This is a genomic window from Streptomyces asoensis (assembly GCF_013085465.1).
Taxonomy (GTDB): domain Bacteria; phylum Actinomycetota; class Actinomycetes; order Streptomycetales; family Streptomycetaceae; genus Streptomyces; species Streptomyces cacaoi_A.
In genome coordinates this window covers 3,977,723-3,992,007 of record NZ_CP049838.1, presented here as the reverse complement: position 1 = coordinate 3,992,007, position 14,285 = coordinate 3,977,723, and the positions used below count along the sequence as shown (strand labels likewise).

Here is a 14,285-nt window from a genome sequence, read left to right as displayed (position 1 = left end):
GACCCCACGACGGGCCGCTCGACAGGCCGTACGACGGACCGCACGACCGGTCGTACGACGGACCGCACGACCGGTCGTACGACGGGCCGCCCGACGGGTCGTACGACAGGTGTGAACCTGCTCGCCCTGCGCAGCCACAACACCGCGCTCGTGCTCGACCTGCTGCGCACCGCCGGCCCGGAGGGCATCAGCCGGCTGGAGCTCGCCGAGCGCACCGGTCTCACCCCGCAGGCGGTCAGCAAGATCACCGCCCGGCTGCGGGAGGAGGGGCTCGCGGCGGAGGCCGGCCACCGCGCGTCGACCGGCGGCAAGCCACGCACGGTCCTGCGACTGGTCCCCGAGGCCGGCCACGCGATCGGCGTCCACCTCGACCGGGACGAGCTGCGGGTGGTCCTGGCCGACCTCGACGGGCGCGTGGTGGGCGAGCGATGCGTCCCGCTGTCGCTGGGCGCGGGGGCGGAGGCGGTACTGGGCGCGGTGGTGAGCGAGGTGACACAGGTCGTCGAGGGCGAGGCCTCTGCCAGGGGGTCCGGCGGCGGGGGTGTCGCGTCCACGTTGCTCGGGGTCGGGGTGGTGCTTCCCGGGCCTCTCGACCATGCCCGCGGGGTGCTGCACCGGGTCACCGGCTTTCCCGAGTGGGACGGGTTCCCGTTGCGGGACGTGCTGGCGGCGCGGCTCGGCGTGCCGGTGGTCGTCGACAAGGACACCAACGCCGCCGCGCTCGGCCTCGCCGTCGGCGGCGAACGCGGCTCCTTCGCCTGTCTGCACCTCGGTACGGGCCTGGGCGCCGGCCTGGTGATCGGCGGGACCGTGCACCGGGGGGCCCGTACCGGCGCGGGGGAGTTCGGCCACCAGGTCATCCAGTTGGACGGGCCGCCCTGCCCCTGCGGCAACCGGGGCTGCGTCGAGGCGCTGTGCCTGGCGGCCATCGGCCGGGGGGACATGGCCGAGGCGGCGCGGGTGCTCGGCGAGGGCGCTGCGAACCTGGCCGGCCTGCTCGACATCGACGCCGTGCTGCTGGGCGGCCGCACGATCGCGGCCGCGCCGGAGCCGTTCGTACGGGGAGTCGCCGCCGTCCTGGACGCCCACGCACGCCGCGAGGGCTCACGGGAGGGCCCCGTACCGGTACGCCTCGCCCCCGGCGGAGCCCGAGCCGTCGCAGAGGGCGCGGCCCAACTACTGCTGGCACCGGTCTTCGGCCGAGGAGACGGCTGACCCGAGGACTGAAGCCGACCACCGGGCCCACCGCCAAGCCGGTCGGCAGGGGCTGCGCCGAATGAGGGGATTCGTACGGTCGTGCGGTGTGCCGTTCCTGCTTGGTGCGCTCCGTCGTGCAGGCTCACGTGTTCATGCGACTGTGCCCGCCTGTCTCCCTCTGCCTCGCCGTGGCCGCCGCCCTCCTCCCCGCGCCCGCCCACGCGGTGGCCGGCCCGAGTTGCGCCGGTCCCGACGGCGCGAACTTCCCCCTCACCACCCGGCTGCACGGGGGCCCGGCTTCCTACCGGGCCGGGGGCGGTTACGGCATCTGGTATCTCGACCTCACCAACACCACCCGCCTCACCTGCGACGGGATCCACCCGGTCGTCGTCCTGGTCGACACCGGACGCACCCTGAAGCCGTCCCAGGCCCGCCTGGAGTTCTACGCCGACGGACGACCGCACCCGGTCCGCTTCGAACCCACCGACGAGGACGAACTGGTCGGAGCCTTCACCGACGGGCCCACCACGGGAGCGGCCGAGGGCGCGCACGGCTTCCCCGGTTTCACCGTGGGCCCCGGTCGGACCCTCACCGTCAAGCTGCGCCTCGCCCTCACCTCGGACACCGCGCCCAACGCCGTCACCGCCAACGCGGCGGTCGTCCAGCGGCACGGTGACGACGGTGACTGGATCGGACAGTCGAACGACTACCGATTCGCCGTCGAGGCCGGCCCTGGCCCCGGCACCGCCCCCGCCCCCGACCCCGATCCCGACACCGCCACCGGCCTCGACCCGGCCGCCCCCACCCCCGATCCCACACACGCCGCCACCGCCACCGCCAGCATCACCGCCACCGCCACCGCCACCGCCACTGCCACCGCCACTGCCACTGCCACCGCCACCTCCGCCCCCACTCCCGCCCCGGACGCCTCCGCCGCGGACTCCGGCCGGCTCTCCTTCGCCGACGAGGCCGAGGAGCTCGCCCGCACCGGCCTCACCTCACCCGCCGTTCTGGTCGGCGCCACCGTCTGTCTCCTCGTCGCCGGGACGGTCCTGCTGGTGGCTCGCAGGCTGGCCCGGCGACGCCGTTGAACCGCGGCCGCATCCCAGCCGGTGGACGCCTCACCACCGGCCATTCCCTCAAGATCGGGCCTGTGCTTAGGCTGGGGCGCACGCAGCAACCGCGTGCAGGCGCAGCACCGCGTACAGGCGCGGCCACCGCGTACCCGCGTTCGCGTACGGCAGGGAGATCCCGCACATGGCAGACCGCAAGCCCATCGAGTCGTGGCTCACCGACATGGACGGTGTGCTCATCCACGAGGGCGTCCCGATCCCCGGCGCCGACGCCTTCCTGAAGAAGCTGCGCGATTCGGGCAAGCCGTTCCTGGTCCTGACCAACAACTCGATCTACACCCCGCGCGACCTGCACGCCCGGCTGCGGCGCATGGGCCTGGACGTGCCGATCGACAACATCTGGACCTCCGCGCTGGCCACCGCCCAGTTCCTGGACGACCAGCGCCCCGAGGGCACGGCGTACGTCATCGGCGAGGCCGGTCTGACCACCGCGCTGCACGACATCGGCTACATCCTCACCGACCACGAGCCCGACTACGTCGTCCTCGGCGAGACCCGCACCTACTCGTTCGAGGCGATGACGAAGGCCGTCCGGCTCATCAACGACGGCGCCCGTTTCATCTGCACCAACCCGGACGAGACCGGCCCCTCCGCCGAGGGCGCGCTCCCGGCCACCGGAGCCGTCGCCGCGCTGATCACCAAGGCGACCGGCAAGAACCCGTACTTCGCGGGCAAGCCGAACCCGCTGATGATGCGCACCGGTCTGAACGCCATCGGCGCCCACTCCGAGAACAGCGCGATGATCGGCGACCGCATGGACACCGACGTCCTCGCGGGCATGGAGGCCGGCATGCAGACGTTCCTGGTGCTCACCGGGCTGACCCGGCCCGAGCAGGTCGAGAACTTCCCGTACCGCCCGTCGAAGATCGTGGACTCGATCGCGGATCTCGTCGACCGGATCTGAAACCCGTAACACGGCGTGAGCCACTCGTACGGAGCAGTGATACCCCGCCTGGGGATGCGCGTCGCGTCCCGGCGGGGGAGTCTCCATCTAGCTGGAGGTTCACGATGGGTTCAATGAAAATCACTCTCTGTGCGGGGATCGCGGTCGTCGCCGCGGTGCTCGTCCCGACGGCCTACGCCTCGGGCGAAGGCAGCGGGGACAAAGGCGGCAGCGTCTCGATCACGCCGTCCACGCCCGCACCCGGCGCCGAGGTCACCCTGAAGGTCAGCGGCTGCGGCGGCAGAACGGCCACCGCGGCCTCGGACGCCTTCGTCGCCGACGCGCAGCTCGCCGACGCGCAGCTCGCCGACGCGCAGCTCGCCGGCGCGGCCGGCACGCTCGTCGGCGACACCCGGGTCCGCTCCTCGATCGGGACGGGCACCTATGACGTACAGATCACCTGCGTCGACTTCAAGGTGAAGGGCCATATCAAGGTCGTCGCCTCGTCGTCCGCCGAGTCCTCGGAACGGTCGGAGTCGTCGGACTTCGAGTCGTCGGAGCCGTACGGGCCGTCCACGCCCGCCTCTCCCGTCGCCCCGGTGCGCGCCGGCGGCGGCGGTACCGCCCCGCTGGCCCCGCTCGCCGCCGTCGACGAGGCGCAGGTGGAAGGCCATGGTCCCGGTACCGTGCAGACGGTCGTCGGGATGGTGCTCGCGGGTGTCGCCGCGGCCGCCGTCGCGTTCCGCGGGGTGCACCGGAGACGCAGGGCGGATTGAGCATGTCCGACCGCGAACGCTCTTCCGGCCGCTTCCTCACCGGCCTGGCCTGGGCGGTGCTGCTGCTCGGGCTGTGGCTGTGGGGGCGCGAGGTGACCGACGTACGGCACGGCATTTCCGCCCCGGCCACCGGTGACATGGCCGCGGTGGGCCGCCCGCCGGACGCCGAACTCCCGCCCGCCGTCAAGCCGTTGGGGCAGGCGCTGCCGCAACGCATCGACATCCCCGACCTGGGCGTGCAGGCCCCGGTCGTCGCCCGCGGGCTGGACACCGAGGGGGGCGTCGACCCGCCGCCCTTCGACCAGGCGGGCGTCGTCGGCTGGTACGCCGACGGCGCGAAACCCGGCGCCCGCGGCACGGCCCTGCTGGTCGGGCATGTCGACACCGAGACCAGGCCCGCCGTCTTCTACAAGCTCAGCACGCTCAAGGCCGGCGAGACGGTACGGGTGGTCCGCGACGACGGGAAGGTCGCCGAGTTCACCGTCGACGACGTCGAGGTGGTCCAGCGCGACCGCTTCGACGCCCGCCAGGTCTACGGCCCCCGGCAGCCGGACCGCGCCGAACTGCGGCTGATCACCTGCGGCGGCACCTTCGACCGGGTGAGCCGCAGCTACACGGCGAACGTGATCGTGTCGGCGTATCTGACGGGCACGGGCGTCTGACTCGACGTGATCTGGCCCGACGTGACCTGGCCCGACGTCACCTGATTCGACGTCACCTGGCCCGGTCGACGGCCCGCTCCCCCGAAACCGCCGACCGGGCCGGTCCTCGACCGCGCGTGCCCGGGCTGCGGGAGTAGCCCGGCGACCGGCGCGGGAGGCTGTGAGGTTCACCTACCCCGTGGACGACGCTGGTGACCGTTTTTCGGCACTCTCGTGGGCAGTGCGGGTCCTATGTCAGGATTGAGCAAGGGGAGTTCCGGGACAGACGGTTCAATTCCGTTCGCCCAAGGGGGATGTGAATGTACGTCAGGAGGGGGACCGCGTCCCTGCCGGGCGCGGTACTGCTGTCCGCGGTGGTGCTGTTCGCGGTGCCGGCGCTCGCGGGCTGCTCCTCGGGCGGCGGTGACGACACGGCCGACAGGCCCACGAGCGGGCGGGCCGGTGTCACCCGACAGCCCGGGCAGACCGGCCCGTTCTGGGTCGACCCGGACGGCTCGGCGGCCCGCCAGGTGGCGGCGTACGAGCGGGCGGGCAAGACGGACGAGGCCGCCGCGATCCGCGAGATCGCCGGGCAGCCCACCGGTCAGTGGCTCGGCCCGGAGCACCCGGAGGAGGAGGCCCGGGGCTTCACCGAGGCCGCCGACCGGGCGGGCCGCACCCCGCTTCTCGTCCTCTACAACATCCCGCACCGCGACTGCGGTCAGTACTCCGGGGGCGGTGCGGCGGACGGCGCCGCCTATCGGGCCTGGATCGCCGCGGTGGCCCGAGGCATCGCCGACCGCCCGGCGGTCGTCGTCCTCGAACCCGATGCCCTGCTCCACCTGGTCGACGGCTGCACCCCGCAGGAGTTCCACGAGGAGCGCTACGACCTCCTCGACGACGCGGTCACCGCCCTGAAGGCCCTGGAGAACACGAAGGTCTACCTGGACGCGGGCAACGCCGGCTGGGGCCGGCCCGACCAGATCTTCCAGCCGCTCCGGCGCGCGGGCCTGGACAGGGCCGACGGCTTCGCGGTCAACGTCTCCAACTTCTACTCCACACCGGACTCCGTCGAGTACGGCAGGCAGCTCTCCGCGAGGACCGGCGACAAGCACTTCGTCATCGACACCAGCCGCAACGGCAACGGCCCGTACGAGGAGGGCGACCCGGCGGAGCGCTGGTGCAACCCCCCGGGCCGCTCCCTGGGGGCACCCCCGACCACCACCACGACGGATCCCCTGGTCGACGCCTACCTGTGGGTGAAACGCCCGGGCGAGTCCGACGGCGAGTGCAAGGGCGGCCCGAAGGCGGGGGAGTGGTGGCCGGAGTACGCCCTGCGACTCGCGGACGGATGAGCGACCGGGGCCCGCGGACGGACGAGCGATCCGGGGCCCGGCCCGCGGCCCTCAAGGCACCTTCACCCACCGCGCCTCGCTCGGCACCCCCCGGCCGTCGACGACGAACAGCATGTACCAGCCGCTCGGCACCAGATTCCGGTTTCCCGGCACGGTGACCCGCACCCTGTCCCCCGCCACGGCGAAGTCCAGCGCGATCGACCGCTGGTCCACGTCCGTCACATGGGTGGACGCGCTCGGGCGGACGAGCCGTACCTTGCGGACGGCGGCCGCGTCCGGGGAGACGAACGTCCCCGAAGCGCCCCGGGCGATGCTCTTCGGTCCGCCCGAAAGCCTCGGCCGTTCCCCCCGGTACACATACGGCGGTGTGTAGATCTCGATCCGCTGCTCGAACTTCCCCGGCTTCGTGTTCGCCGCGTCCTCGTACAGCGGGTCGGAGCCGAAGAACATCACCCGGCCGTCGGGCAGGAGCAACGAGCCGGAATGGTAGTTGCGCCCCACGAGCGGGTCGGCGACCCGCTCGAAGGTGTTGCTCTCCGGGTGGTAGAGCCGGGCCTGGAGAATGTCGGAGTTCCCCCGCCCCCGGTAGTCCCGCGAGCCGCCCGACACCAGAACGCTGTCGTCGGGCAGCACGGAAACCTGCGGATACCGCGTTCCCTTCGCCAGGGCGGGGCCGTCCACGAAGCGCGGGCTCTCGTCGAGCAGATCCACGAGCCGCGTCCGCGCGCTGGCCCGGGGCGACTCACCGACGCCGCCCCCGCCGATCACCATGTACCGCTCGTCCTGCGCGGGCGGCAGCAGCACGGTCGCCGAGGTCTCCATCAGGTCCGGATCGCTCAGCCCCGGCAGTTCGGTGAACCCGTTGCCGGCCACGTCCCAGATACCGGGATCGCGGCCCACGTCCGCGGGCCCGTACCCCGCGTTGGACCCGGAGTAGAAGATCTTTCCGTCCTGCGTCAGGAACAGCGCGGGATACGTGGGGAACTGCCGCTGCTTCCTCGTGTACGTCCACTTCCCCGTGGCCGGGTCGAACACCTCGTTCCTGCCCGGCACCAACTGTCCGATGTCGTCGAGTCCCGAGACACCGAGGATCCTTCCGTCGCCCAGGGTGGTGAGCGTCGGATACCAGCGGGCCTCGTTCATCGGATCGACCTTGAGGTACTTCTCGGCGACCGGATCGAACTCGTACGCGTCCCTGATCCCCTGGAAGTCCTTCTTGTCCAGGGCGAGCTTCTGCGCGATGCCGTAGGTATTGCGCCCGTCGACGCCGCCCAGCCCCCGGATCCGGTAGTTGTCCTGGGTCCCGGTCTCGTACCTCGCCCCCGACTTCCGCGCCTCGACGTAGATACGCCCCAGCCCCGGATCGTTGCGCAGGAACTTCCCGGTCCGCCGGTCGAAGACCTTCGTCGCGCGCGGCACGAGCACCGGGTCCCTGGAGACGAACGTCCTGCCGTTCTCCCGCCCGGTGAACCGGGTGCCCGCGGGCAGGGTGATCGGCTTGTCCGGATTCTCGTTGTGGACGATCATCAGGCCGCCGGCCCTGGTGACGTCACCCCTGAGCTTCTCGTACCGCTTGGTGCCGCCCGCGATCAGGACGGAACCGTCGCCGAGCTGGGTGTGGCCGGTGCAGAACAGGTCGTTGGGCGTGGGCACCTTCTTGATCGTGCCCCGCGCCGGGTCCCAGATCCGGGTGTCGAACCGCTTGGCGTCGAAGTTGTCCTGGTTGTTGCCGGAGCCGGCGACCAGCAGCACCTTCCCGGTGTGCAGGAGCACCGCGTGGATGGTGTCCTGGCGGTACTCCTCCGGGAACTCGACGATCTGCCAGTGGCCGTTGACGGCCTTGTACGCGGGCCTGTTGATCGCGTAGTCGTGGTATTTCTCCGTCCCGACGCGGTAGAGCCACGGCGCGTTCGTCCCGGCCAGCACGGCGACGACCGCCGTGGTGATCGCGAACCTGCGGACGCGCCGATGGACGAAACCGCCGACCCCGTCCCTCACTTTTCACGTCCCCCCGGTCCGACCGGCAGCGCCACCGGCACCCGGGCGGCCGGCCCCCGGGGCTCGTGCGGCTCGGCCCCCCGTCCGCGCCCGTCCGCCGTCTCCCGCAGCAGCATCCGCCACGCCACGATCGGCGAGGCGGTGACCAGCAGCGCGAACGTGGCCCAGACGGTCATCGCGGGATGCGCGTGCCCGAACACGAACCCGGCGCCGATGGACACGGCGAAGACCAGCACGAAGAACAGATGGATCCGGAAGGTCCCGAACAGCGTGTCCGGGCTGGCGGAGTCCCCCTTGGGCGTCACCACGAACCTGCTTCTGCGCCGCAGTACGGCGTCCATCAGCGAGCGGGCGTACACCGGCGCCGACAGCGCGGACATGGCCATGCCGGCCACCCCGCCCGACCCCTCCGGCTCGTGCGGGGAGACGTTGTGCCGGCGGTTCCACAGATACAGGCCGATCTGGAGCGCGGAGGCGTTGCCGTACAGCATCAGCCACACCGCCGGGTCGATGTTCACGCCCGAGGCACCGAGCCCCAGGAACAGCGCGCAGCTCAGCGCCGCCAGGATCCAGTTGAGGGCCGACATCGGATAGAAGACGATCATCATCGTGTAGTTGAAGAGCTTGCCCGGCGGCATGCTGAAGAAGCCCTTCCAGTACTGCTTGAGGATCGTCTCGTAGGTGCCGCGGGACCAGCGCAGCTGCTGGGTGAAGAAGTCGGTCCAGGCGGCCGGACCCTCGCCCACCGCGAGCACGTCCGGGGTGTAGACGGACCGCCACTTCCGTCCCGTGGCCGGATTGCGCGTGCGGTGCATCTCGAAGCCGGTGGCCATGTCCTCGGTGATCGAGTCGTACAGCCCGCCGATCTGCTTCAGCGCGCCGATCCGTACGGCGTTGGAGGTGCCGACGAACATCGGGGCGCCGTAGCGGTTTCCGGCGCGCTGGATCAGGGCGTGGAACAGGAACTGCTGGGACTCGGCGGCCTTGGTGACGAAGGTGTCGTAGTTGCCGTAGACCTGCGGGCCGATGACGAAGCCGACGTCCGGGTCGCGGAAGTAACCCAGCATCCGCTCCAGGTAGTTGGGCAGCGGTACATGGTCGGTGTCGACGGAGGCGAAGTAGTCGTAGGCATCGCCGTGCGCCTCCAGCCAGGCGTTGTAGTTGCCGTGTTTCGTCTTCGCGCGGTGCGGGCCCGACGGCCGGTTCCAGCGCTCGACGCCCTTGCGGCTGAAGTGGCGCACGCCCAGGCGCACGCAGACCTCCTTCACCTCCGGATCGTCCCCCTCGTCGAGCAGCCAGATGTGCAGCAGCCCCTGGTGACGCAGCCGGACGGCCGCCTCGAGGGTCTTCGTCACCATCTCCAGGGGTTCCTTGCCGGGGACGAAGGAGGTGAGGAAGGCGACGCGGGTGCCGGTCTCGGGCACCACCGGGACGGGGTCGCGGGCGACCAGGGTGGCGTGCGCGTTCGACAGCACGTTCAGGCAGCGGAAGAACTCGATCAGGCCGATCGACACCAGCATCACCAGGTCGAGGACCGGCAGGAAGCCGTGCGCCGGGTGGTCGCGCTCGGTCCAGTGCGCCGGCCGCAGCAGCCACACCAGCAGCACCACCGACAGCAGCGGCGCCGCGCAGAGCATCAGCGCGGCCCGGATCCGGTGCGGTTCCTGGGCCAGCAGCGAGCGGTAGCGGACGGTGTACGGTCCGCCCGGCTCCGGCTGGGTGAGGGGTCCCGCCAGCCTGCTGTAGTGCTCGTAGTCGTACTTCGGCAGAGATTTTCTGAGGCGGTGGTAGGTCACCGTGCCGCCGGAACGCCCGGAATGGTGGTGCGCGGGCACCGTCATGAATCATCCCCCCACACGCGGCTCGAGACCGCGTGTAAATCCCCCCAACTGCCGCGTATCCGCAGCAGATTGATATCCAGGGTTCTATGGGCCTCAGCATGATCGCAAGATGGGAAACACTCTGTTTACCGGGCATACGGGCGCATTGTGTCGCATGTGGGAGTGTCGTGGACTTCATGGAACCGGTGTGGTTATTCGCACGCGGATGCGACATACCGCTGTGTGTGCGCATACGAACGAAGACCCCTCGCTTTCGCGAAGGGCCTTCGGTGTCTGTGCGCCGCCAGGGACTCGAACCCCGGACCCGCTGATTAAGAGTCAGCTGCTCTAACCAACTGAGCTAGCGGCGCCTGCTGACGTCATAACTCTACAGGACCCCCGGGGGTGCCCCGGACCACCCGGCCGCCGGGCCGCCGCACCACTGGGCCAGGCGGGTGCCGCGTACATCATTCGGACCGTCAGCATGCGCGTCGGGAAGACAGTTGAGAAACTGGCGGACGTGCACAGTCGCGGACATTTCCAGCTGGAGTGTGAGGGAAATCGCATGGGCTCTCCGGTATTCGAGGAATTCGAGCCCGAGAGAGACTGCGAGTGCCCCGGATGCGTATCTCGGCGGTGGGTGGGGTCGAATTCCCCGCCCGCCCGGTTCGGCGGTCACCCGGCCGCCCATCGCGTCGTGGTCGTCGCCACGGCGGCGGCCGCCGCGCTCGGTACCGCCCACGCGGTGCCCGCCTTCGCGGCCCCGCAGTCCTCCGACCGGCCCGGCGTACCCGCAGGTGACGAGCCCGATACCCCGCAGGGCCGCAAAGCGCCGCTGCACGGTCCGGCCGGGCAGCCGGCCCGACCGGGGGGACTGGCGGGACCGGTGAAAACGCCCCCGACAACCCGGGCGGACATCATCAGACGGGCCAAGGAATGGGTTTCGGCAGAGGTGCCGTACAGCATGAGCACCTACTGGTACGACGGTTACCGGCAGGACTGCTCGGGCTTCGTCTCCAAGGCCTGGAACCTGCCCGGGAACGAGTGGACGGGCAGCCTCCACCAGTTCGGGACACGGATTACCAAGGAGGAGCTCCAGCCCGGCGACATTCTGCTGTTCCATAACCCGTCCGACCCCGAGAAAGGCTCGCACGTCGTCATTTTCGGCGGCTGGACGGACTACACGCACACCTACTACCTCGTCTACGAGCAGACCCGCCCGACCACGCGCCGGCAGCCCACTCCCTACGCCTACTGGAGCAATTCCGACCGCTACGTGCCCTACCGCTACAAGGGCCTCACGGCGGTCACTTCCGGCTCCGTGGAACAGATCGGCACGAGCACCGGCAGCGGGAACAGGCCCGGCGCCGGGGGTGCCACGACGACGTCGTTCCCGGGGCGGTTGGCCTTCGGGCCCGGCGCGAACAACCCGTACGTCACCCAGCTCGGCCGGCTCCTCGTCGAGCGCGGCGGCGCACGCTTCTACGCCTCGGGCCCGGGCCCGAGGTGGTCGGCGTCCGACGGCTGGGCCACCCTGGCCTTCCAGCAGGCCCAGGGCTGGCGCGGCGCCGACGCCGACGGCATCCCCGGCCCGAGTACCTGGGCCCTGCTGATCTCCGGTCAGGGCAGGAACATCACCTTCGGGCAGGCCCCGACGACCGGCTCCGGCTCCGGCGGTGGGATCGGCGGGTATCCCGCGACCGGGGCGGCCGGCGCGCCCGCCGCAGCCTCGGTGTCGCGGGTCCCCGCATACCCCGGCCGGGGCATGTTCCGGCCCGGCGCGCAGAACGCGTACGTCACCCAGCTGGGGAGACAACTGGCGAAGAAGGGGTTCGGCAAGTACTACACGACGGGTCCCGGACCGCACTGGGGCGAGGCGGACCGGCGCGGGGTCGAGGCCTTCCAGCGCGCCCAGGGCTGGCGGGGCGGCGCGGCGGACGGCTACCCGGGCCCGGAGACCTGGCGGCGGCTCTTCTCGTAGACCGGAGCGGGTGCCGCGCGAAACCCGCTCGGGCCTGCTGGGACCCGCCCGCTCCCTTGATTCCCTTGATCCCCTCTCACTGTCATGGCGTATCTGGCGCGGAGGCTGGAGGCACGCAATGAACACGACCACTTCACAAACGCCCGAGTCCGAGGGACCGTCCAGGCCCCCCCGGCTCATCCAGAACGAGGTGACCACCGAGATCCCCGTCCATCTGCTGTTCCGCGACGAGCCCGAGTCGCGGCCCGTGCCGCTCGGGGCCGCCGTGGTGGGCAGCCGGGCGAGCACCGGCGAGCAGCCGCGACTGCGCCGGCCGACGCCGGCGAAACCCCGCCCGGTGGCGCAGGTCGACCCGGACCTGGTGGAGCGGCCGGCCCGGGTACTGCCCGGCGCGGCGGGCGTGTTCGCCGGGATGTGCGGGGCGGCCGGCTGTGTGGCGGCCTCGTGGTGGGCCGGGGTGCTGCCGCCGCACGCGGCGCAGGCGCTGCGGCTGCCGGGGTTCGCGGGCGCCGGCCTCGGTCCGGTGCAGTGGGCGGCGTACGCGGGGGCGGGCGCCCTGGGGCTGTTCGGCTTCGGCGGTCTGGCCCGCGGGCGGACCGGAGGGGCCTGGGTGCTCGGTCTGTTCGGCCGCTACCGGGGGACCGTGCGGCGCACCGGCCTGCTGTGGGTCAACCCGCTGCTGCTGCGCCGCCGGGTGGATGTACGGCTGCGGCACTGGCGCAGTGAGCCGATGCCCGCCGCCGACGGCAGCGGGGTCGCGCTGCGCGTGGTGACGCTCGTGGTGTGGCGGGTGCGGGACACCGCGCGGGCCACGCTCGGCGTAGAGGACCACGAGACATATCTGCGCGAGTGCGTCGAGGCGGCCCTGGCCCGGATCCCGGTGGAGACGCCGGGCGCGGGACGCGGTTCGGTGGAGGCGGCCGGGGAGGCGCTGACCAGGCGGGTCGCGCAGGACGCGGGCGCGATCGGACTGGAGGTGTTCTCGGTGCGGCCGCTGCGGATCGAGTACGCCCCCGAGGTCGCCGCCGCGATGCACCGCCGCCGGATCGCCGCGCTCGACGCCCAGCACCGGGCGAGCGTGCTGACCTCGGTCGTGGACTCGGTGGAGGACACGGTGACCCGGCTGACCATGCGCGGACTCGTGGAACTCGACGACTACGAGCGCAAGGCGCTGGTGAAGGACCTGACCGTCGCCTTCTGCTCGGGGCGCGGGGAACAGGGGCCCTGACGGTCCGGACACGTCTTTGATATGGACACAGCCAAGAAACGGCAATAATCTCGAACTTGGTCTAGACCTGCACAGCTCGGCTCAGTGAACTCCCCACGTTCTCCAGGAGCGGCAGCATGCGCAAAAAGACCAAGTGGTACGCCGCCGCGCTCGGACTCACCACGGCGGGAGCCTTCGTGCTCACCGCCGGGGGTGCGAGCGGCCACGGCTACACCGACCTCCCCATCAGCCGGCAGAAGCTCTGCCAGAACGGCTCCGTCACCAACTGCGGTGACATCCAGTGGGAGCCGCAGAGCGTCGAGGGCCCGAAGGGCTTCCCGGCGTCCGGCGCGGCCGACGGAAGGATCTGCTCCGCGAACAACACCCGCTTCGCCCAGCTCGACAGCCCGAAGACCCCCTCGGGCGGGGCGTGGCCGGCCACCAAGGTGACCGGCGGTCAGAGCTACACCTTCCGGTGGCAGTTCACCGCGATGCACGCCACGACCGACTTCAAGTACTACGTCACCAAGCAGGGCTGGAACCAGAACCACAACCTGGCCCGTTCCGACCTCAACCTCACCCCGTTCCTGACCGTGCCCTACGGCGGTCAGCGGCCCCCGTCCACCCTCTCGCACAGCGGCACGCTGCCGTCCGGGCTCAGCGGACGTCACGTGATCGTCGCGGTGTGGACGGTCGCCGACACGACCAACGCGTTCTACGCCTGCTCCGACGTCACGTTCTGAGCATGGCTTGAGCTCCCCCGGGTCCGCGCGCGGGTACGTTCCCTGCACGCCGACACGACCAGGTCGGCGCCTGGATCTCGGGGGAGCTCATGGAAGCCTTTTTCTACCTGGTGCCGTCGATCATGATCGCCGGCCTGCTGTTCGGCGTGTTCGGGCTGGTCCGCCGCTCCCGGCGGGTCGCCCGGGCCTGGAACGGCGGTCTCACCGCGGAGGCGCGCTGTCTGCGGTCGTACACGACGACCAGCGGCGGCGGCGACACGATGGTCAGCACGACCCTGCACCACGTCTACGAGTTCACCACCCGCGAGGGCCGGGCCGTCCGCTTCGAGGAGGCGAACGGCCCGGGGACGACCATCGAGGGTGACATCGTCACCGTCCACTACGCGGCCGACCACCCCGAGGAGGCCACGGCCAAGGCGCCCGCCCGCGGCAGGCTCCTCGCCGAGTCGGGTTGCCTGCTGCTCTTCCTCGGCGTGGCCATCGCCTTCTGTGTCTTCTTCATGGTCACCGCCCACTGGATGTTCGCCGAGGCGGACGTCTTCATGCCGTAG

The 14,285-nt window shown here is 71.3% G+C and carries 12 protein-coding genes and 1 tRNA gene; 10 read left to right on the top strand and 3 right to left on the bottom strand.

Annotation, left to right across the window (positions count from 1 at the left end):
* The first annotated feature begins 111 nt into the window (after positions 1-111).
* The 6 genes from G9272_RS17775 to G9272_RS17750 all read left to right on the top strand — a co-directional run bounded on the left by G9272_RS17775 (position 112) and on the right by G9272_RS17750 (position 5,985).
* Positions 112-1,215 (top strand): ROK family transcriptional regulator, encoded by a 1,104-nt coding sequence (locus tag G9272_RS17775; RefSeq protein WP_171402041.1) that lies wholly within the window; start codon positions 112-114, stop codon positions 1,213-1,215.
* 134 nt (positions 1,216-1,349) lie between these two features.
* The gene (locus G9272_RS44760) at positions 1,350-2,288 is read left to right on the top strand and encodes a hypothetical protein (RefSeq protein WP_437184371.1); all 939 of its coding nucleotides are present in this window, start codon (positions 1,350-1,352) and stop codon (positions 2,286-2,288) included.
* 166 nt (positions 2,289-2,454) lie between these two features.
* Positions 2,455-3,234 (top strand): HAD-IIA family hydrolase, encoded by a 780-nt coding sequence (locus G9272_RS17765; protein WP_171397500.1) that lies wholly within the window; start codon positions 2,455-2,457, stop codon positions 3,232-3,234.
* A gap of 104 nt (positions 3,235-3,338) precedes the next feature.
* A complete protein-coding gene (locus tag G9272_RS17760; RefSeq protein WP_216377824.1) occupies positions 3,339-3,989 on the top strand; it encodes a hypothetical protein in 651 nt (216 codons plus the stop codon).
* 2 nt (positions 3,990-3,991) lie between these two features.
* Entirely contained in the window at positions 3,992-4,651 is a 660-nt protein-coding gene (locus G9272_RS17755; protein ID WP_171397498.1) for a class F sortase, read from the top strand.
* A 299-nt stretch (positions 4,652-4,950) separates the two neighbouring features.
* A complete protein-coding gene (locus tag G9272_RS17750) occupies positions 4,951-5,985 on the top strand; it encodes a glycoside hydrolase family 6 protein (protein WP_171397497.1) in 1,035 nt (344 codons plus the stop codon).
* A 51-nt stretch (positions 5,986-6,036) separates the two neighbouring features.
* Here the strand turns inward: G9272_RS17750 and G9272_RS17745 are convergent, their stop codons facing one another.
* The 3 genes from G9272_RS17745 to G9272_RS17735 all read right to left on the bottom strand — a co-directional run bounded on the left by G9272_RS17745 (position 6,037) and on the right by G9272_RS17735 (position 10,174).
* Positions 6,037-7,983: a kelch motif-containing protein gene (locus G9272_RS17745; RefSeq protein WP_171397496.1), complete on the bottom strand. Its 1,947-nt coding sequence runs from the start codon at positions 7,981-7,983 to the stop codon at positions 6,037-6,039.
* Complete coding sequence (locus G9272_RS17740) at positions 7,980-9,824, bottom strand: glycosyltransferase family 2 protein (protein ID WP_171397495.1); 1,845 nt, start codon at positions 9,822-9,824, stop codon at positions 7,980-7,982. Before G9272_RS17740 ends, G9272_RS17745 begins: the two co-directional genes overlap by 4 nt.
* A 276-nt stretch (positions 9,825-10,100) precedes the next feature.
* Positions 10,101-10,174, bottom strand: a tRNA-Lys gene (locus G9272_RS17735).
* A gap of 194 nt (positions 10,175-10,368) precedes the next feature.
* Between G9272_RS17735 and G9272_RS17730 the strand changes: the two genes are divergently transcribed.
* The 4 genes from G9272_RS17730 (at position 10,369) to G9272_RS17715 (ending at position 14,285) form a co-directional block, all read left to right on the top strand.
* Complete coding sequence (locus G9272_RS17730) at positions 10,369-11,784, top strand: peptidoglycan-binding protein (protein WP_171397494.1); 1,416 nt, start codon at positions 10,369-10,371, stop codon at positions 11,782-11,784.
* 118 nt (positions 11,785-11,902) lie between these two features.
* Positions 11,903-13,012, top strand: coding sequence for an SPFH domain-containing protein (locus G9272_RS17725; protein ID WP_171397493.1), 1,110 nt, complete (start codon positions 11,903-11,905; stop codon positions 13,010-13,012).
* A 116-nt stretch (positions 13,013-13,128) separates the two neighbouring features.
* Positions 13,129-13,734 (top strand): lytic polysaccharide monooxygenase auxiliary activity family 9 protein, encoded by a 606-nt coding sequence (locus G9272_RS17720; RefSeq protein ID WP_171397492.1) that lies wholly within the window; start codon positions 13,129-13,131, stop codon positions 13,732-13,734.
* Between the two features lie 89 nt (positions 13,735-13,823).
* Positions 13,824-14,285 carry a DUF3592 domain-containing protein gene (locus G9272_RS17715; protein ID WP_171397491.1) on the top strand — a complete coding sequence of 154 codons (462 nt, stop codon included), beginning with the start codon at positions 13,824-13,826 and terminating at the stop codon, positions 14,283-14,285.